The 19,411-nt window shown below is 66.8% G+C and carries 18 protein-coding genes; 6 read left to right on the plus strand and 12 right to left on the minus strand.

From position 1 onward, the window contains the following. Positions 1–199: 199 nt before the first annotated feature. Complete coding sequence (gene pgeF / locus O9335_RS08360) at positions 200–910, minus strand: peptidoglycan editing factor PgeF (protein ID WP_298386392.1); 711 nt, start codon at positions 908–910, stop codon at positions 200–202. Positions 911–971: 61 nt separating this feature from the next. Continuing rightward, complete coding sequence (gene maiA / locus O9335_RS08365; protein WP_298386395.1) at positions 972–1,616, minus strand: maleylacetoacetate isomerase; 645 nt, start codon at positions 1,614–1,616, stop codon at positions 972–974. Positions 1,617–1,647: 31 nt separating this feature from the next. On the opposite strand from maiA, the gene O9335_RS08370 reads away from it, so the two are divergent. Next, positions 1,648–2,181: an NUDIX hydrolase gene (locus O9335_RS08370; protein ID WP_298386398.1), complete on the plus strand. Its 534-nt coding sequence runs from the start codon at positions 1,648–1,650 to the stop codon at positions 2,179–2,181. Here the strand turns inward: O9335_RS08370 and nemA are convergent. Genes nemA through O9335_RS08385 form a run of 3 tightly spaced genes read right to left on the minus strand, consistent with a single transcriptional unit; the run spans position 2,174 to position 5,892 of the window. After that, complete coding sequence (gene nemA / locus O9335_RS08375; RefSeq protein WP_298386401.1) at positions 2,174–3,304, minus strand: N-ethylmaleimide reductase; 1,131 nt, start codon at positions 3,302–3,304, stop codon at positions 2,174–2,176. The two genes, O9335_RS08370 and nemA, sit on opposite strands and share 8 nt — an antisense overlap. Continuing rightward, complete coding sequence (locus O9335_RS08380) at positions 3,294–5,246, minus strand: EAL domain-containing protein (RefSeq protein WP_298386404.1); 1,953 nt, start codon at positions 5,244–5,246, stop codon at positions 3,294–3,296. The genes nemA and O9335_RS08380 overlap by 11 nt, the downstream gene beginning before the upstream one ends. A gap of 22 nt (positions 5,247–5,268) precedes the next feature. Further along, positions 5,269–5,892: a transglutaminase-like cysteine peptidase gene (locus tag O9335_RS08385; protein ID WP_298386408.1), complete on the minus strand. Its 624-nt coding sequence runs from the start codon at positions 5,890–5,892 to the stop codon at positions 5,269–5,271. A gap of 110 nt (positions 5,893–6,002) precedes the next feature. On the opposite strand from O9335_RS08385, the gene O9335_RS08390 reads away from it, so the two are divergent. Beyond that, complete coding sequence (locus O9335_RS08390) at positions 6,003–6,869, plus strand: HDOD domain-containing protein (RefSeq protein ID WP_298386411.1); 867 nt, start codon at positions 6,003–6,005, stop codon at positions 6,867–6,869. Here the strand turns inward: O9335_RS08390 and O9335_RS08395 are convergent. From O9335_RS08395 to O9335_RS08420, 6 genes are all read right to left on the minus strand, one after another. Next, positions 6,857–7,531 carry a 3'-5' exonuclease gene (locus O9335_RS08395; RefSeq protein WP_298386413.1) on the minus strand — a complete coding sequence of 225 codons (675 nt, stop codon included), beginning with the start codon at positions 7,529–7,531 and terminating at the stop codon, positions 6,857–6,859. The two genes, O9335_RS08390 and O9335_RS08395, sit on opposite strands and share 13 nt — an antisense overlap. Continuing rightward, positions 7,528–9,417, minus strand: coding sequence for a DUF294 nucleotidyltransferase-like domain-containing protein (locus tag O9335_RS08400; protein ID WP_298386416.1), 1,890 nt, complete (start codon positions 9,415–9,417; stop codon positions 7,528–7,530). The genes O9335_RS08395 and O9335_RS08400 overlap by 4 nt, the downstream gene beginning before the upstream one ends. Positions 9,418–9,487: 70 nt before the next feature. Beyond that, positions 9,488–11,623, minus strand: a complete 2,136-nt coding sequence (locus O9335_RS08405; protein ID WP_298386419.1) for a VC_2705 family sodium/solute symporter — start codon at positions 11,621–11,623, stop codon at positions 9,488–9,490. A gap of 1 nt (position 11,624) precedes the next feature. After that, positions 11,625–11,882, minus strand: a complete 258-nt coding sequence (locus O9335_RS08410; RefSeq protein ID WP_298386422.1) for a DUF4212 domain-containing protein — start codon at positions 11,880–11,882, stop codon at positions 11,625–11,627. 55 nt (positions 11,883–11,937) lie between these two features. Further along, on the minus strand, positions 11,938–12,504 hold the full coding sequence (locus tag O9335_RS08415) for a tetratricopeptide repeat protein (protein WP_298386425.1): 567 nt from the start codon (positions 12,502–12,504) through the stop codon (positions 11,938–11,940). Then, positions 12,495–12,872 carry a hypothetical protein gene (locus O9335_RS08420; RefSeq protein ID WP_298386428.1) on the minus strand — a complete coding sequence of 126 codons (378 nt, stop codon included), beginning with the start codon at positions 12,870–12,872 and terminating at the stop codon, positions 12,495–12,497. Before O9335_RS08420 ends, O9335_RS08415 begins: the two co-directional genes overlap by 10 nt. Before the next feature lie 156 nt (positions 12,873–13,028). On the opposite strand from O9335_RS08420, the gene prfB reads away from it, so the two are divergent. The 4 genes from prfB to O9335_RS08440 all read left to right on the plus strand — a co-directional run bounded on the left by prfB (position 13,029) and on the right by O9335_RS08440 (position 18,512). Further along, positions 13,029–14,133 (plus strand): peptide chain release factor 2 gene (prfB, locus tag O9335_RS08425; RefSeq protein ID WP_298386431.1). Its coding sequence is split into 2 segments (ribosomal slippage): positions 13,029–13,109 and positions 13,111–14,133, totalling 1,104 coding nucleotides; the frame shifts between segments, so codons are not numbered across the junction. Positions 14,134–14,360: 227 nt separating this feature from the next. Next, positions 14,361–14,798: a hypothetical protein gene (locus O9335_RS08430; protein ID WP_298386434.1), complete on the plus strand. Its 438-nt coding sequence runs from the start codon at positions 14,361–14,363 to the stop codon at positions 14,796–14,798. Between the two features lie 28 nt (positions 14,799–14,826). Next, the gene (pepN, locus tag O9335_RS08435) at positions 14,827–17,481 is read left to right on the plus strand and encodes an aminopeptidase N (protein WP_298386437.1); all 2,655 of its coding nucleotides are present in this window, start codon (positions 14,827–14,829) and stop codon (positions 17,479–17,481) included. A 2-nt stretch (positions 17,482–17,483) separates the two neighbouring features. Next, a complete protein-coding gene (locus O9335_RS08440) occupies positions 17,484–18,512 on the plus strand; it encodes a class 1 fructose-bisphosphatase (RefSeq protein ID WP_298386440.1) in 1,029 nt (342 codons plus the stop codon). On the opposite strand, the gene O9335_RS08445 is transcribed toward O9335_RS08440, so the two are convergent. Then, the gene (locus O9335_RS08445; RefSeq protein WP_298386443.1) at positions 18,466–19,098 is read right to left on the minus strand and encodes a TetR/AcrR family transcriptional regulator; all 633 of its coding nucleotides are present in this window, start codon (positions 19,096–19,098) and stop codon (positions 18,466–18,468) included. The two genes, O9335_RS08440 and O9335_RS08445, sit on opposite strands and share 47 nt — an antisense overlap. Positions 19,099–19,411 lie beyond the last annotated feature (313 nt).

Genomic DNA, 19,411 nt, shown 5'->3' on the forward strand with positions numbered 1-19,411 from the left:
AATGTACCTCGTGGCGATCGGCTGGCTTTACGTCGCGTTCATGATGGCGCTCGCCGAGGCCTTGGCGCCTCGGGGCACGGTCCTGGGCGCCCTCATCACCTTCCTCTTTTACGGTGTGGCGCCCACGGCCTTGCTGATGTACCTGCTGGGCACGCCCGGGCGCAAGCGACGCTTGCGGGAACAAGAACGCTTGGCGGACTCAGCCCAGCGCGATGAAGGCGGCCATGCGCCCGCTGCGGGCCCCGTCCCGCCGGAAGCTGAAAAACCGTGAGGCATCGCTGAAGGTGCAGGCGGGGTCGGCGAACACGCCCTCCACGCCCAAGCGGTGGAGGCGGTCGCGGGCCAACCCGTGCAGGTCGGCCAGCCAACGAAGACTCCCATCCGGGCGAGTGCGCGGCCGGAAGTGCGGTCCGGGGGCATCGGGCGAGCGGCCGAAGGCCTCCAGCACGTCGGCCCCCACTTCGAAGGCCAAGGGACCGATGCACGGCCCCATCCAGGCCCTCAGCGCGAAGTTGTCGGGCGCCCACTCGCGCAACGCCGCGACAGTGGACTCCAACACCCCACCCGCCAGCCCGCGCCAACCCGCGTGGGCCCCGCCCACGGCCAAGGCGCGCCCCTGTGGGTCCAGCGCACTGAGCAGCACGGGCAGGCAGTCGGCCACCTGGATGGCCAAGGGCAGCCCCGGCGTCACGGTGACGGCTGCATCGGCCTGCACCGGCTCGGGCGGAGGCTCGCGGAGCAGCACGCAGCGGCTGCCATGCACTTGGTGCAGGTAGACCGGCTCAGCCCCCATTAGCGCCGCCACGCGGCGACGGTTTTCAGCCACGGCGGCCGGGTCGTCACCCACGCTGCGCCCCAGGTTCAGTCGGTCCCACGGCGCCGCGCTCACCCCGCCTTCGCGTGTGCTCATGAAGGCGTGTAACCCCAAGCCCAGCCCGCGCGGGCGCAGGCCGGTCAGGGGCGGCGGCGTGTCATTCGGCATCGGGACACTGACTCGGGTGGGTGGCCGCGATGAGGGGGTGTGCCTCGCAGGCCAGGGTCACCGCTTGCACCGCACTCAAGGCCGACAGGTCGGCCCCGAAGCGCCGGGCATTGAACACTTGCGGCAGCAGCACGCAGTCGGCGTATCCCGGCTCGTCGCCCTGGCAGAAGCTTCCACCGAAGTGAGGGCTGGCGCGCAGCCGGGCATCGACCACCGCGAGGCCTCGCTCGATCCAATGCCGAGCCCAAGCCGTCTTGGCGTCCTCGTCCAACTTCAGCGGGCCCACCAGATGGCGCAGCACGCGCAGGTTTTGCAAGGGGTGCACGTCGCACGCGATGTCCTGCGCCAACGAGCGAACGAAGGCGCGCTGCACCGGGTCGGTCGGCAGCAAGGGCGGGTGGGGGTGCACCTCCTCGAGGTAGTCGAGGATGGCCAGCGACTGCGTCAGCCGCGTGCCGTCGCCCAGGATCAAGCTGGGCACTTGCTGGGCCTCGCCGCCGAGGGCCACGTCGTGCTGCACGTTGCGCACCAGGTGCACGCCGCGGTAGTCGTAGGGCAGGCCCTTGAGGGCCAGGGCCATGCGCACACGCCAACTGGCCGAGGAGCGGAAGTATGCAAACAGGGTGAGCGCCATCGCTTGATCTTGCCATGCCAAACTGCCGCCCATGACGCCCCGACGCCTGAGGCATTGCACCGAATGCGGCACCGCCGTGAGCTATCGCGTGCCCACGGACGACAACCGCGAGCGGGCGGTGTGCGCCGCCTGCGGTCACATCCAGTACCAAAACCCGCTCAACGTGGTGGGCACCTTGCCCCTGGCCGACGACGGGCGCGTGCTGCTGTGCCGGCGCGCCATCGAACCCCGCCGCGGTTTTTGGACGCTGCCCGCGGGCTTCATGGAGTTGGGCGAAACGGTGGAGCAAGGCGCCTTGCGCGAAACCACCGAAGAAGCGGGCGCGCGGGTGGAGCTGCTGGGCTTGATGGCCTTGATCAACGTGCTCCACGTGGGCCAGGTTCACTTCTTCTACCGGGCCCGGCTGTTGGACTTGGACTTCGCCCCGGGCGAGGAGTCGCTGGAGGTGCGCCTGTTCCATTGGGACCAGGTGCCGTGGGACGAGTTGGCGTTCCGCACGGTGCGTCTGACCTTGGAACACCAGCGCGCCGGCACCCCCGGGTTGCTGAGCACCGCCGTCAGCTGACGGCGTTCCAGACCGGGTAGTCGGTGTAGCCCTCGGCGCCGCCGCCGTAGAAGGTGGTGGCGTCGGGCTCGTTCAGGGGCGCCCCGTGGCGGAAACGCTCTGGCAGGTCCGGGTTGGCGATGTAGGCGCGACCGAAGGCCACCGCATCGAGCCAGCCCTGACGCAGCGCCTCACGAGCTCGCTCGGCGGTGTAACGCCCGGCCCCCACGAGCACGCCGGGGTAGGCCTCGCGCAGCGCGTGGCGGAAGGCCGGCGCGAGCCCCTCGCCGGACCCCGTCCAGTCGGGCTCGCTCAGGTGCAGGTAGGCCAAGCCGCGCGGTGCCAGCGCGCGGGCCACCGTCAGGGCATTGGCTTCGGGCGCGTCATCGGCCAACTCGGGCGAGGACGAGGCCCCGAACGAGACGCGCAGGCCCACCCGGTCGGCCGACCAGGTGTCGGCACAGGCGTCCACCACCTCCAGCAGCAGCCGCATCCGGGCCGCGATGGGACCGCCGTAGGCATCGGTGCGCCGGTTGCTGGCCGCGGCCAGGAATTGGTGCAACAAATAACCATTGGCGCCGTGGATCTCCACTGCATCGAAACCGGCCGCGCGGGCGCGCCGCGTGGCCGCCGCATAGGCATCGACGATGCCCGGCAGCTCGGACACCTCCAAGGCCCGGGCGGGGCTGCACAGCGTGCGCATGGGGCGGCCTTGCGCATCCCGCAGGCTGGTGCGGGCCTGGGTGGGCAGCACGGAAGGGCCCACAGGCGGCAAGCCGGCCGGCTGCAGGCTGCTGTGCGAGATGCGCCCCACGTGCCACAACTGGCACGCGATGCGCCCGCCGACGGCGTGGACCGCCGCGGTCACCGGCTGCCAGGCTCGGACCTGCGCGTCGCTGTAAATGCCGGGGGCGCCGGCATAGCCCTTGGCCTGCGGGCTGATGTGGGTGGCTTCGCTGACGATGAGGCCTGCACCGGCCCGCTGGGCGTAGTGCTCGGCCATCAGCGGGATGGGCAGGTCGCCGGGTTCCAGGCAACGCAGGCGGGTCAGCGGCGCCATCCACACGCGGTGCGGCACGGCCAGGGCCCCAACCTGCAGCGGCCGGAACAAGGGGTCGTCAAGGCTGGAGCGTTCAGTCGTCATGGTCTCGGTGTTGCGTGGCCCAGGGGCCCGTCAGGCCATGCAGGCCACAGTCCAGCAGCGTTTGGGCATCGAGTGGATCGTCCACCCCCTCGGCCACCACCGTCAGCGACAAGCTGTGCAGCACGACGACCAGGCTGCGCACGAAGGCCGCCCGGGCCGGGTCTTCGGCCACGCCCAGCACCACGCTGCGGTCGAGCTTCACGAAGTCCAAACCCAACAGGTACAGGCGCTCGATCCGCTGCAGGTTGGCACCGGCATGCTCCAGGCCCACCCGAACGCCCAACGGATGCACGGCGCGGCTGAGCTCTTGCACGAGCTCGAACTGACGCAAGGCAGCCTCGGCATCGAGCTCCAGGCCCAACTGCCGCGCCGCGGCCGGCTGGCTGCGCAAGAGCGCCCGCAGCCGACCCAAGAAGGCAGGGTCGCTCAACGAGGCCGGCGCCAGGTTGACGCAGCGTTGCTGACCATCCTGCTGCACCAAGGCCAGGGCCGCCGCCACGGCCGCCAGATCGACCTCGACGGTCAGGCCCGTGCGTTGGGCCAGAGGCAGCCAGGTCTTGGCGGGCACGAACTCCACCGGTTCTTCAGGACCCAAACCGAGTTGCATGGGACATTCCCAGTGCAGCAGGTGACGCGCGCCATCCAAGACGGGGTATGCCGCCAGCCGGAACTGGCCCTGAGCCAGCGCGGCTTCGATTTGCGCGCGCCACGCGCGCTCGCCCTGGGGAAGGGCCGACACCTCGTCGTCGGGCTGGCGCAAAGCGGTGCTCCAAGCGCCGCCGGCCTGCTCGGCATCGGCCAGCGCCGCATCGGCTTGAGCGAACCATTGCGACAGCGGCACGCTGCGCCGCAACGCCACCCCGCCCAACGCCAGCCGAATGGCCGAGTGGCCGCCGTGGCTGGCCGCGCGCTGCAGGTTGGTTTGCACGGCCTTCATCAGGGCTTGGGTGGCCGCATCCAGCGTGTCGGTGGCGGGCCTCCAAACGACCAAATCGGCGCCATTGAGCCGACCGCACAAGGCCCCGGGCAGGGCGTGGGTGTGGTGTCGAAGGGCTTCGCCCGCCAGCGCCAACACCTCGTCGGTGGCCTCCCGTCCCAGCATCTGGTTGACTTGGGCCAAGTCGCGCAGGCGCAGCAAGAACAACTGCCCGCGCTCTGGCCCATCGTCGCGGGCCAAGGCCGAGGCCACCTCAGCCATGAAGTGCTTGCGCAGCGACAAGCCAGTCAGGGCGTCGCAGTGGGCGTGTTGGCGCAGCAGGCCCAACTGCTCGGTTTGCGCCTCGAACATGCGCTTGAGCCGAACCACCATGGCGTTCAGGGCCTCGGTCAGGCGGCCCAGCTCGCGCACGCGGCTGGGGGTCACCGTGTTGAACTGCCCCTCGGCCAGCGCATCGGCCTGGGCCACGAGGGCATCCAACGGTCGCCGGATGCGCCCGAGCAGCCACTGGGCCAGGCCCCAGGCGGCCAGAGCCACCAGCCCCGCCACCGTTGCGGTGCGAAGCAAGCTGGTCCACAGGGCGTCGTAGGCGTAGGCGTCGTGGCTGCGCAGTTCGAGCTGCCCCAGGCTTTGCCAGCCGTTGGACACCTGCGCCACCCCTGCCGGGGCCTCGAGCGAGACGAGGTCGCGCAACCAAGCGGGGGCTTTGGATGGGGCGACCGGGGCCACGCGCTCGAAGACCACGCTGCCGTCGGCACGGCGCCAACGCAGCGACTGGTAGCCGCCGGTGTCGAACTGCGCGCTCATCAGCAGCTGGATCAAGGTCTCATCACCCGCCTGCTGCGACACCGTGAGCGACAAGGCTTGGGCGTTGTCGGCGTTCTTCAGCAGCAACTGTTGCCGCAGCAGTTCGGTCAGGGCCCCTCCGGCCGCTCCCATGCCCCCGATGAAGGCGCACAGCAGCGACAGCACAACCAACGCGCTGAGCTGACGGATCAAAGACATGGCTGGCTTCCCATCGACATCGTCAAAACCCTTCGTCGCGCGATCGCTGCAGGGCGTCGCGCCAGACGCCCAGGCGAGCCAGCGGGTTGCCGGCGCCTTGCGCCCCCACGCCTTGCCACAGGCCCTCGGCGTTGAAACTGAAAACCGGCTGCAAGTCGCGCCTTTGGCTGGCGGGCAAGAGCTCGGGGTTGAGGTTGTCCAGGATCATGGGCTCGGCTTCCGGTCTGGGGTACCAGGCCAACACCATGTGGGCCTGCACCCGCCCCTCGTGGTTGGCCTTGACGTAGACCATCCGCAAGCTCGTTGGCGGCAGGCCCATGCCCAGCAGCGTGAAGTACTTGCCCATGGCGATGTCTTCGCAATCACCGGCCCCCTTTTCGAACATCTCCATGGGACTCGCCCAATAGTCCACACGGCCCCACACCTCGGTGTCCTCCCGCCAATCGACCCGCCGGTTGAAGAAGCCGTTGACTTGGCTCACCCGCTCTTCGGCCGTCCAAGCGCGCCCTCGAGCGGCCAGATCCAACAGGGCCATCACCTGGGCCTGAACGGCCGGACTCCGGCGCGCCGCCTGTTGCTGAAGACGGATGGCATCCCAGGCGGCCACGGCCATGCCCAGCATGGCGAGCGCCACAGCGAGGACCATTCGTGACATCGGACGCATGCAAAGCCGGAAACAGGGGGGGGCAGTATCGAGGTTGGCACCGAAGACCGCGGCTCTGCCTATGATGGTTTTTTCGGAGACTTGGCGGCGCCATGCAAAGCGAACAGATCCAGCAAGAACTCACCTTGGCTCGGGACAAAGGGCCGCTGCGAGAGATCAAGATCCCCCCCTGCCCTGACCTGCTTCGTCGCCTGCGAAACGCCCTGAGCAGCAGCGAACCGGACATGACCGAGGTTCAAAGCATTGCCGCCGCCGACGTGGCCATGTCAGGCACGCTGATCCGGGTGGCCAACAGCCCAGTGCACCTGGGCGATGGCGCGCCCTGCGTCAGCGTGGGACAGGCCTTGATGCGCCTGGGGATTCGCCAGACCACGATGCTGATGCAGCAGTTCTTGGTTCGGCACGCGATCCCCGTCAACAGCACCCATTTGCAGCGCTTTTGGGAGCGCTCGGCCAAGCGCGCCATCTGCATGGAGTACATGGCCCAACGGGCCCCCGACTTGGACCCGGACCTGGCCGCCAGCCATGGCCTGTTCTGCCACGTGGGCCTGCCCGTGCTGCTGCAATCGGTCAAAGGGTATGGCGGCACGATGGTCGAAGCCGCGGCGCGCATCGATCGGCCCTATGTGGTCACCGAGGACGCCAACCACCGCACCAACCACGCCGTCGTGGGCGCCTTGGTGGTTCGAGCCTGGGGCTTCCCGTCGGTGCTGATGGCGTCGGTGCGCCTGCACCACGACTTCACCGTCTTGAACGACCGAGAGATCGACCCCGAGGTGCCGCTGCTGGTGGCGGCGGGCTTGGTCGCCGAGCAATTGATGCGCGAGCACGAATCGCTGCCGCCCGATTCCGAATGGCTGGCGCACCGGGCGGACGCCCTGCATGTGCTGCGCATCACCGATGCCGATCTGCAGGAATGGGGCGAGGAGTTGACCCTGCAGCTGGACTACGCGTTCTGAAGCAAGAAGCGGCGCGCGCGCACCAGCGTTTGCGCCGCCCGCCAAGCGCCCTGCCCGCCGCCCTGCGCTCGCCAAGCGGGCCACAGACGCAGCAACAACTCGGCGCTCACCCACGCATCGCTGATGGCGCGGTGGCGTTGCCCCACCGCCAAGCCAAAGTGCCCCAACCAATCGTCCAAGTGGCGGTGCGGCAGTTCGGGGTGCAGCAAGCGGGCCAACACAGCCAAGTCCAGCCACGGAGGCGCCCACGCGGCCCCCAGGTGCACGCGACAAGCCCGGTCGAGCATGGTGGCGTCGAAGGCCGCATGGAATGCCAAACAGGGCGCACCGTCGACAAAATCCACCAGGCGCTGCAGGCCCTCGGCCACTGGCAACCCACCGCCTTGCTCCCCGCGTCCCACGCCGTGCAACAGGATGTTGCGCCGAGCCACCTCGTCCAGCGCGAGGCCGGGCGGACATTGCAGCACCACCTCGAAGCTGTCGGCTGGGCGCAAGCAAGGACGCCCGTCCACCCAGTGCACGGCCACGGCGGCGGCGGCGATCAGGCGGTCGCGGGCCATATCCAGGCCGCTGGTTTCGGTGTCCAGCACCACCCAGCGACGGGCTTCCGGGGCGCGCTGGGCGGCGCGGCGGCGGGCTTGCCAGTGGCGCCATCCCATCATGCGCGGAGGTGGTCCAGTTGGACCCGCTGCTGCAAACGCTGCGCCACGCGCAGCGACACCCGCAGGGTTCGGCGGTCGAGGTCGTTCAAACCCGCGATGGGCACCCAATTGCCACCCAACCCGGAAGCCCCGGGGGCCTCGGGGTCCAGTTGCACCTGCAAACGCAGGCCCTGCAAAAACTCGAAGGCCGCCGCCCAACCGGTGCGCTCGGCCTCGGCCACCCCCAGCGCCTCGCCCGCTCGCAACAAGCGCTCGCGCGTGCCCACGGCGTCCACGCCTTGCGCCAGGGCCATCAGCCGCGCGGCCTCCACGAACATGGCCGTGCCTTGGGCTTTGAGGTCCAGGCCAGCCACGCCATCGCGCTCCTGAGGGTCCAACGCGCCCCGCCAGCTCAGGGGTGGCTTCCAGCGCAGCGCGTTTTCCGCCATCAGCCGCAAGAAGCGGGGCGACGCCGGACCCCGCGCCAATTCACGCAAGGGTTGAGCCAGCTGCGCTTGTCCGGCCACGGCCCGGGCATCGAAAAAGATCGACACGCGCAGCAAATCCTCGGGAGTGCCCTGGCTCAGCCATCCAAGAAAGGCCTCTCGCCACTCCTGCACCGACCGGCAGCAATCCGGGTTGCTGGCCATGACCCCGCCCTTGCAGAGCGGGAAGCCCGCCTCGTTCAGGCTGCCGCAGACAGCCCGGCCCAGCGCAAGCCAGCGCGGACGGTCGGTGTCGGGGGCGTCGCTGACGAACACGATGCCATTGTCTTGATCCGTGGCGATGGTTTGCTCGCCACGTCCCTCGCTGCCGAAGGCGAGCCAAGCGGCTTGCTCGAGATCCAGATCCAGCGCCTGGGCATGCAATTGCACCAAGCGCTCGGTGAGCAGATCGTTCAGATGGGCGATGAGACCCGTGAGCGTCTTGGCCCCGACACCCTGCCCGGCCAAGAGACGTGCCAGTTCGCGAATGCGGGGCGCTTGCTCCAGCACCGCAGGCACATCCTCGGCCGCCCGCAGCTCGCCACTGACGCGCTGCACCGACAGCCGCGACAAAGCAAACAAGTCGCGCTCGGACACGATGCCCACCAGCCGTTCGCCGTCCACGACAACCACGTGCCGCAGCGTGTAGCGGCTCATCAACAAGGCAGCGTCTTGCGCTGAGTGCTGGATGCTGAGGGCGCGCACTGGTCGCGACATCACCTCCCCAATCGCCAAGTGCAGGGGACGCTGCGGCAAGGTGACGCGATCGAGCACGTCGTCGCGCGTCAGGATGCCCAGCGGACGCTGCGCGGCGTCCACCACCACCACGGAGCCCACGCGCCGCTGGCTCATGGCGCGCAGCGCCAGCTCAAGCGGCATGTCCGGGCCGACGGTCAGCACCTTGGTGCGCATCAGCTCACCCAGCGGCCGCTCCATCGACTGCTGGGCCAGGGCCGCCTGCGTGGCCTGGCGGGCCTGCTCGCGGCCCGCGAGCTGGATGAGCTGCAACACGCGCTCGCTCAAGTGCGCGGCCAGCGGCGGGCTGCGCGCGGCCACCTGTTGAACCACTTCGGTGGGCACCCGCCAGACGAAGACATCGCTGTCCGCGCGGTAGGTGGCCGTCACGGCGCGCCCTTGCATCAGCGCCGCCATCGGGAAGCAATCGCCGGCCTCGTACTGCCAGCCACCGGCCAAGTCGGCCAGGCCATGCTGCGCCACCACCACGCCGGACTTGACCACGAACATCGTGGTGGCCGGGCCGTCGGCCGGCTGGGTGATGACCTCCTCGGGTCCAAAGTACGCCTGCTCCGCCGCCAGCACCAGGGCCTGTACATCGGCCTCGGCCATGGCATCGAAGGGCGCGTGACGGCGCCACAAGGCCAGCTCTTGGGACAGCAACTGGGCAGCGGGGCGTTCGGGCATGTGGCGCAGGCTCCAAAGCGAAACGGCCCCGCATTCTGCGGGGCCGTTGAGGCTCAGGGTTTGCGACCGATCAAGCCTTGCCGAGCTTCAGGTCGGGGTAGCGCACATGCTCGACCAGTTCCTGCGTTTCCTTCCGAGGCGCGGGCGTCAACAAACTCACCACGATGATCGTGATGATGCCCAAGGGCATGCCGAAGATGCCGGCGGCGATTGGCGCGATTTCAAGCCAGGTGTAGTCGGATATCGGACCCTCCACCTTGAACAGGCTACGCAACCAAGGTTGGGTGGTGACCATGTAATACATCGTCACGGCAATGCCGACCAACATGCCGACCGATGCACCCCACTTGTTGGCCCTCTTCCAGAAGACACCCAACACCAGCGCCGGGAAAAAGCCCGCCGCCGCCAGCGAGAACGCCGCCCCGACCAAGAACAAAATGTCGGCGATCTTCAGCGACGCCACATAGGCCGCCAGCAGTGCCACGATCAGCAGCAAGATCTTGGAGATCGTGACGCGCCGAGCGGTCGAGGCATTCGGATCGATCATCTTGTAGTAAACGTCGTGCGACAACGCATTGGCGATCGTCAGCAACAAGCCGTCGGCCGTTGATAGCGCCGCTGCCAACCCACCCGCAGCGACCATGCCGCTGATCACATAGGGCAGGCCCGCGATTTCTGGCGTGGCCAAAACGATGATGTCGCCGTCGATCCGCATCTCGCCAAGTTGGAAGATGCCGTCCTTGTTCACATCCGCAACCGAAATCAGCGTCGAGTCAACCTTGGCCCAACTCGCGATCCACGCGGGCAGTTGGTCGATCGGGGTCCCCACCAGGTTGCTAAAGACCTCGAACTTGACCAATACCGCCAGGGCAGGCGCAGTGAAGTACAAGAGAAAGATGAAGAACAGGGACCAAGTCACCGACTCCCGCGCCTCTTTCACCGACGGTGTGGTGTAGTACCGCATCAGGATGTGCGGCAAAGCTGCCGTGCCCACCATCAGACACAAGACCAACGCCAAGAAGTTGCGACGCGAGTCGTCGTAGGCCTTGCGCGCCTTGTCGTCACCATTCGGGTCACCCGCATAGGCCTGTGCATGCGCTGGCATGCCAGCCAGGGGTTTGGCGCGGGCTTCGGCCGCCGCCTTGGCAGCCGTCCAAGCCTTCTTGGCAGTCTCGGCGTCCTTGGGGACATCCTTCAACGCTTTGTCGGCCGCCTGCACGTCAGCCGGCACCAAGGGCACGGCGGCATTGGCCGCCTCCAGCTTGGCCTGCGCATCCGCGCGGTCCTTGGCCAAGGCGACGTCCACATCCTTCAGCTTCTCGCCCAGCGCCGCAGCGCGCTGCTTGAAGATTTCAATGACCTCTTGCTCTTTCGGATCGGCCTTGATCTTCTTCTCCAGCTCCGTGACCTTTTGCAGCTGCTGGCCATAGATCAGTTGCGGCACGGGCACGCTGGTCTGCTGAACTGAAAGCCACACCACCGGAATCATGTAAGCCACGATCAGGATGATGTACTGAGCCACCTGAGTCCAAGTCACGGCGCGCATGCCCCCTAGGAACGAGCACACCAAAATACCGGCCAAGCCTGCAAACACCCCGATCTCAAACGGGAAGCCCGTCAAGCGGGACGTTATCAAGCCAACGCCGTAGATCTGTGCCACCACGTAGACGAACGACACCAGGATGGCCGCAAACACCCCAATCATGCGCGGCAAGTTGCCCTCGTAACGCGCACCCAAAAAGTCAGGGATCGTGAACTGGCCAAACTTGCGCAGGTATGGCGCCAAGAACAGGGCCACCAAACAGTAGCCACCGGTCCACCCCATGATGAACGCCAAGCCCCTGTAGCCCGTCAGATAGAGCGTGCCAGCCATGCCGATGAAGCTGGCAGCGGACATCCAGTCGGCGCCCGTGGCCATGCCGTTGTACACCGCAGGCACTCGGCGACCCGCCACGTAGTACTCGCTGGCATCGGACGTTCGGCTCATGAACCCGATGCCGGCATACAGCAGCACCGTCGCAGCCAGAAAAGTCAGGCCGATCCCTTCCCGGGACAAGCCCATTTGTTCGGCCAAGGCAACCGCCAAGACGAACAAGGCAAAACCCCCGACGTACCAGCTGTACACCTTGTTCAACTGCTTCTTGAAAGCAGCATTGGCCGCGGAGCTCGTCACACCACCCCCCGCTTCGGGACTGAAGGCACCCATGTCAGACCTCCTCGGCAACGCCGTGTTCTTGGTCCAGCTTGTTCATGTAACGCGCGTAGAACCAAATGATGACCACATAGACAACGAGCGACCCCTGGGCAGCCATGTAGAAGCTGAAGGGCCAGCCGAAGAAGTTGAAGCTCAGGTCTCGAGCGAAGTACGCGACCACGAAGGTCGCCACGAACCAGATGGCCAGCAGCACCGCGGTGATCCGCAGGTTCTTCTGCCAGTACTGGCGATGCTTTTCAGTCAGCTGCATACCCATGTCTCCAGGATGAGCCCTGCGGGCAGGGCGGTTTCTTGAAACGGCGCCGTCATTGGGAGGGCTCCATGGCCAGTTCGCGCGCCAACGCACCTGCCACCCTGGGCTCGAACTCCTTCAGCCGCGCCAGGACCTGCGCCGCTTCCTCGTGCTCCTGCCGCTGCGCATGCAGCCGCGCCAACTGAGTCCAGCCATACGGACTCAGAGGCTGCAGCTCGGTGTTGCGTCGAAAAGCCTGTTTGGCCTCCTCATAGCGCCCCAACTGCAACAACGATTGCCCGAGCCCATACCACGCCAAATCAAGCTTGGGATCGATCTCCACGGCACGCGCATGAGCCAACGCTGCTCCCGCAACATCGCTGAGCTTTTCACGCACGAAGCCCAAGTTGAACCAGTGGCCCGCTTGGGTCGGATGCGATTGGGTCAAGCGCTCAAAGCCATCGGCGGCGAGGCCCCAATCGCCGTCTTGGGCATCCAGATAAGCGCAACTGGCAATCGGAAATGGGTCTTGCGGACGCAAGCGCTGCAGGCGACCGAAACAACGACGCGCAGCACTTCGCTGCCCCACCGCGAGCAACACCCAAGCCTGCGCTCGCAACCACCACCAATTCACAAACATTGCTGCACTCCAATCTGGCGGCACAGATCCACCTTCCAAAGCAAGGCAAACACCCACAAGCCGATGAGCAAGGCCGCAGTCACATGGCCGATATGGCGGTCGACCACAACGGAAGGGGTCAAGGCCCTCACCAACCGCTCCAAAGGCCTCACCATCAAGTGGAGGGCCTGATAAGCCAAGTTGTCTTGGCGCTTGCCGCCAATCAGGACACCCAACAGGAATCGACCCAACATCGCCAGGAGGGCGATCTCGCAAATCAACTTGATGGCAGTCGCGATGGTTAGCAGCATGTGGCAACAAGGCGCACCGGGGCGCATCAATCCAATGGCCAGCCATGGTGTGCAGTCAGGCTTACAGGTCTCTGACATTCGCGGCCAGCCGCGCGTTAGTCCTGTGCTCGCAAACCCGCGAACCGGAGGGGACGGTCGTGTGACAATTTGAGGGCGCCGTTTGGGCGCAGCGCTCCCACGCGCCGTGCGCCGCAGATTGAGCTGCGGCCCCCTCCCAACCCAACACCTGTCACCATGGACGCCGAACGCATCAATGCTTTGGGCACGCTGATCAACGACCTCCGTGCGCGCACCGACGCGCTCCGGGGGTATCTTTGACTACGACCGCAAAGCCCTGCGACTGAACGAAGTCAACGCCGCGCTGGAGAACCCCGCGGTCTGGAACGAACCCAAGCGCGCCCAGGACCTGGGCAAAGAAAAGCGCGAACTCGATCGCGTGGTCGAGACGATCAACCACCTCGAATCCAACTTGGCCGACAACCTCGAGTTGTTCGACATGGCCAAGGCCGAGGGGGACTTTGACTCCATCGAAACGCTCGAAGGCGAGACCGCCAAGCTGACCGCCATGGTGGAGGAGTTCGAGTTCCGCCGGATGTTCAACAACCCGGCCGACCCGAGCAACTGCTTCATCGACATCCAGGCCGGCGCCGGCGGCACCGAGGCCTGCGACTGGGCCGGCATGCTGCTGCGCCAGTACTTGAAGTACTGCGAGCGCAAGGGCTTCAAGGCCACCGTCGAAGACGAAACCCCCGGTGACGTGGCCGGCTTGAAGAGCGCCACCATCAAGGTGGAGGGCGAGTACGCCTTCGGTTTGCTGCGCACCGAAACCGGCGTGCACCGTCTGGTTCGCAAGAGCCCCTTCGACAGCGCGGGGGGCCGCCACACGAGCTTCGCCTCGCTGTTCGTGTACCCGGAGATCGACGACTCCATCGAGATCGAGATCAACCCAGCCGACGTGCGCACCGACACCTTCCGCGCCAGCGGCGCCGGCGGCCAGCACATCAACAAAACCGACTCGGCCGTGCGCCTGACGCACATCCCGACCGGCATCGTGGTGCAGTGCCAAGACGGCCGCAGCCAGCACAGCAACCGCGACGTGGCCTGGAAGCGCCTGCGCTCGCGCCTGTACGACCACGAGATGCGCAAGCGCCAGGAAGAGCAGCAAAAGCTGGAAGACACCAAGACCGACGTGGGCTGGGGCCACCAGATCCGCTCCTACGTGCTGGACCAAAGCCGCATCAAGGACTTGCGCACCAACGTCGAAATCTCCAACACCCAGAAGGTGTTGGACGGCGACCTCGACGCCTTCATCACCGCCAGCCTCAAGCAAGGCGTGTGATCCATGGCCCCCGGTCTCTCTTCGGTGCGCGCCCGGCTGGCCGCGCTGGGCCAGTGGCCCAGCCGTTCGGTAGGCTGGCGAGCGGTGCTCGCCAGTCCGGCCTCACCCCCCCAAGGGGGCCGCGGTCGCCTTGGGGCTGAGCCTGGACTCAGGGCGCCCTGCGGGCGGCCTGTGCCTGGCGAAGGGCGAATGCACTGCCGTGAGACGGCCCGGCGCCGACCGGCCGCATGAAAACGACGTTTGCGCTCGCGCTGGGCATCGCCATCGTCGGCCAGGTCCTGTACCAGGTCACGCAAAAGACGGTGCACGCCGAGGCCCATCCCGTTCTGGCCCTGATCGCCTTCTACCTGGTGGCGGCGGTGCTGTCGCTGCCCTTGTTCTTCCTGTTCCCGCTGCAGGGTTCGCTCGCGGCTGGCATCGGTCGGTTGAACGTCTCGGTGCTGGGCGTCGCCTTGTCCATCGTGCTGATCGAGTTAGGCTTCTTGCTGGCTTACCGCAGCGGCGGCAGCCTTTCCACCACCTACGTGCTCAGCGCGTCGGTGGTCGCCTGCGTGGTGCTCGCGTTGGGCGCCGTGTTTTTCAAGGAGACCCTCACGGTCTCCAGGTTGGCCGGCATCGGCCTGTGTTTCTCGGGCATCTGGCTGCTGACGCGGCCCACCGCCTGAACCCTCCCTGTTTTTCAAAGGAACCGACATGCGTGAAGGCACCGCCACCGCCATCCAACGCCTGGACTACCAAGCCCCGGCTTACTGGATCGCCACCGTCGACCTGACGTTCGACTTGGACCCGGCCAAGACCCTGGTCACCAGCAAGATGACGGTGAAGCGCAACAGCGCTCAGACGCACGGGCCGCTGGTGCTGGTGGGCGAAGAACTGACCCTGCTGCGATGCCTGATCGACGGTGAACCGGTGAGCTTCCGCCAGGAAGGCAACGACCTGATCATCGAGGCACCCGATCGCGATTTCGAGCTGACCCTGCGCACCGCCTGCGCACCGGAAAAGAACACCGCGCTGAGCGGCCTGTACACCTCGGGCGGCAGCTTCTTCACGCAGTGCGAGGCCGAGGGCTTCCGCCGCATCACCTATTTCCTGGACCGCCCGGACGTGATGGCCGTCTACACGGTCACCTTGCGGGCCGACGCCAGCAAGTACCCCGTGCTGCTCAGCAACGGCAACCTGCTGGAACAAGGCACCCTGGACGGTGGCAAGCACTTCGCCAAGTGGCACGACCCCTTCCCCAAACCCAGCTACCTGTTCGCCGTGGTGGCCGGTGACCTCGTGGCACGCGAGCAGCGCATCACCACCCGCTCGGGCAAAGACCACCTGCTGCAGGTCTTCGTGCGCCGAGGCGACCTGGACAAAACCGAGCACGCGATGAACTCGCTCATCGCCTCCATCGTGTGGGACGAGAAGCGCTTCAACCTGCCGCTGGACCTGGAACGCTTCATGGTGGTCGGCGTGTCCGACTTCAACATGGGCGCGATGGAGAACAAGGGCCTGAACATCTTCAACACCAGCGCCCTGCTCTGCTCGCCCGCCACCGCCACCGACGCCGACTTCCAGCGCATCGAGAGCATCGTGGCCCACGAGTATTTTCACAACTGGACGGGCAACCGCGTCACCTGCCGCGACTGGTTCCAGCTCTCGCTGAAAGAAGGCCTCACCGTCTTCCGCGACCGCGAATTCAGCATGGACATGGCGGGCAGCGACAGTGCGCGCGCCGTGCAGCGCATCCAGCAGGTGCGCAACCTGCGCGCCATCCAGTTCCCCGAAGACGCCGGCACGATGGCGCACCCCGTTCGGCCCGACAGCTACGTCGAGATCAACAACTTCTACACCGCCACCGTCTACGAAAAGGGCGCCGAGGTCGTGGGCCTCTACCAAACCTTGCTGGGCCGCGACGGCTTCGCCAAAGGCATGGCCCTGTACTTCGAGCGCCACGACGGCCAGGCCGTGACCTGCGACGACTTCGCCCAGGCCATGGCCGACGCCAATCCCGGCTCGCCGCTGAGCAGCCGGCTGGACGCCTTCAAGCGCTGGTACAGCCAGCCCGGCACGCCGCAGGTCGCGGCGCAGGGCGAGTACGACGCCGAGGGCCACACCTACACGCTGCGCCTGAGCCAACGCAACGCCAAGGGCCCGCTGCCTCAAGTCATCCCGGTGCGCATGGGGCTGGTGGGCTCCGAAGGTCAAGCCCTGCCGCTGCAATTGCAAGGCGAGATTGCCGCGCGCGGCACCGACACGGTGCTCATCCTGGAAGAGGCCGACCAGACCTTCACCTTCGTCAATGTGATGCTGCCGCCGGTGCCCTCGCTGCTGCGCGGCTTCTCGGCCCCGGTGGTGCTGGAAGACGGCCTGAGCGACCCTCAACTGTTGACCCTGTTGCGCCACGACAGCGACGCTTTCAACCGCTGGGAAGCCAGCCAGCGCCTGGCCCTCAAGCGCCTGTTGCGCGCCGCACGCGCCGGCCAACCGGCTCATTTGGACCACGCTTACGTGGAAGCGATGCGGACGCTGCTGCGTCACCCAGACTTGGACGCCGCCTTCAAAGCCGAAGCCTTGCGCCTGCCCAACGCGGCTTACATCGCCGAGCAGCTGGAGGTGGTCGACCCGCAGGCCATCCATGGCGCCGTCGAGTCCGCCTGGGACCAACTGGCCGAGGCCCTGCGCGACGACTGGGCTTGGGCCTTCGAAGCCCACCAGATCGCGGGCGGCTACAGCCCCAACGCCGCCGACGCTGGCCGACGCGCCCTGGCCAACCTTGCGCTGGCCATGCTGGTGCGCGGCTCAGTGGCACACGGCGATCCAGTCTGGCCGGGCCGCGCCTACCAACGCGTGAAGACCGCCAGCAACATGACCGAGCGCTTTGGCGCCCTGGCCGCGCTGGTGAACGCTCACGCCGAGTTGGCCGATGCCGCGCTGGCCCACTTCCACGCCCTGTTTGCCCAAGACGCGCTGGTCGTCGACAAGTGGTTCATGCTGCAAGCGCGTGCACCCGAACGAGCCGGTCGGGTGTTTGAGCGCGCCAAGAAGCTGCTGCAACACCCGGACTTCACGCTCAAAAACCCCAACCGCGCGCGCAGCCTGCTCGTGCAGTTGTGCAACTTCAACCCCGGTGCCTTCCACCGCAGCGATGCCGCCGGCTACGTGCTGTGGGCCGAGCAAGTGGCGGCCATCGACGCCATCAACCCGCAACTGGCAAGCCGGCTGGCCCGCGCCATGGACCGCTGGAGCACCCTGGCCGAGCCCTACCGCACGGCGGCGCAAGAAGCGCTGAAGCGACTGGCCGAGCGCGCATCCTTGTCGAACGACGTTCGCGAGATCGTCACCAAGGCCCTGGGAGCTTGATCGTGGCGCAACGCATCAGCCTGACGCAGTACCTGGTCGAACAACAACGCGCCCACGGCCACATCCCGCAGCAGCTGCGCCTGCTCATCGAGGTGGTGGCCCGCGCCTGCAAGCGCATCGCCATCAGCGTCAACAAGGGCGCTCTGGGTGACGTGCTGGGCACCGCCGGCAGCGAGAACGTGCAAGGCGAGGTCCAGAAGAAGCTGGACATCATCGCCAACGAGGTGCTCATCGAGGCCAACGAATGGGGCGGTCACCTGGCGGCCATGGGCTCCGAGGAGATGGACAGCATCCACGTCGTGCCCAACCGCTACCCGCAAGGCGAGTACCTGTTGTTGTTCGACCCGCTCGACGGCAGCAGCAACATCGACGTCAACGTCAGCATCGGCACCATCTTTTCGGTGCTGCGCAAGGTCAACAACCAGCGCGGCATCAGCGAAGAAGACTTCTTGCAGCCCGGCAAGCAGCAGGCCGCCGCCGGCTATTGCATCTACGGCCCGCAGGTGACCCTGGTGCTGACCGTGGGCGACGGCGTGGCCATGTTCACCCTGGACCGCGAAATGGGCTCTTGGGTGCTGACGGCCGACGAGGTCAAGATCCCCGCCGACACCAAGGAGTTCGCCATCAACATGTCGAACCTGCGCCACTGGGCCCCGCCGGTGAAGCGCTACATCGACGAGTGTCTGGCCGGCAGCACCGGCCCGCGCGAGAAGGACTTCAACATGCGCTGGGTGGCCAGCATGGTGGCCGACGTGCACCGCATCCTGACCCGCGGCGGCATCTTCATGTACCCCTGGGACGCCCGTGAACCCCACAAAGCCGGCAAGCTGCGGCTGATGTACGAGGCCAACCCGATGGGCTTCATCGTCGAGCAAGCCGGTGGCATGGCCACCGACGGTCAGCGGCGCATCCTCGACATCGTGCCGACCAAGCTGCACGAACGCGTGGCCGTGGTGCTGGGCTCGAAGAACGAGGTGGACCGTGTCACCCGATACCACCTGGAGCCGCCGCCCCCTGCAGCGCCAAATTGATCATGCGGAGGTGGTGGTCGGAGATGCCGGCCTCCACCTGGCTGGCGAGCTCGAGGTGGTCGCAGCACTTCACCTGCATGAGGGTCACCAAGCCGTGGATGCTGCTCCAGACGAACATGGCATCGGCATCCAACTTCGCCTTGGGAACCTCCTGACCGTAGAGCCGGCGCAAGGCTGAGCGCAGGACTTCGAAGGCGCGCAGGCCGGCGCTGTACAGCTCCTCATCCTCGGCAGGCTCCGGCCAATCGTTGCCGAACATGAGGCGGTATTCCAGCGCGTTTATCGCTGCATAACGCATGTAAGCACGACCCAGCGAGTCGAAATCGGCCCCTGGATCTTCGAAGCGCTCGCGGCCCTCCAACGCGTCCGCGAAGGACTCATAGCAGCGACGCAGGACCTCAGACAGCAGGTGGTCCCGGCTGGCGAAATGCTTGTACGGCGCCTGATGGCTCACCCCAAGTCGGCGCGCCACGTCACGCAGGCTCAGCTTTTCCAACCCATGCTCGGCAATCGCCTCGCGCGCTGCCTGCAAACAGGCCTCACGCATCGGCAAGGGCTCATCGGTCCATCGGGCGTTTTCGCTCATGCACGCCATTGTCCAACCTGCAGGTTGACAGCGTCAACCTTGCCTAGTACATTGGTTGACGCCGTCAACTTCGGCATCTTGCTCAGGAGCCCGTCATGTCCCGTCGCGTCCGACGTCCCGTCTTCCCCGCTGCCCGGGTGCTGGCCCGAGGGGCCTCGGTCGGCCCGACCGCGCGGCCGACCGCCTGCGCGGGCGTCCCAGCCAGGCGCGCGCCCATGCGCCCCGGCCCAGCTCTGCCGCAGGTGCAGGCGCCGCCGCCCACCAGGCAGACGCAAGGGGCGCGTGAATCGCTGCTGCAGAGCAGCGCTCAGCC

The organism is Inhella sp., from assembly GCF_027532025.1.
In the GTDB taxonomy this organism is placed as follows: domain Bacteria; phylum Pseudomonadota; class Gammaproteobacteria; order Burkholderiales; family Burkholderiaceae_C; genus Inhella.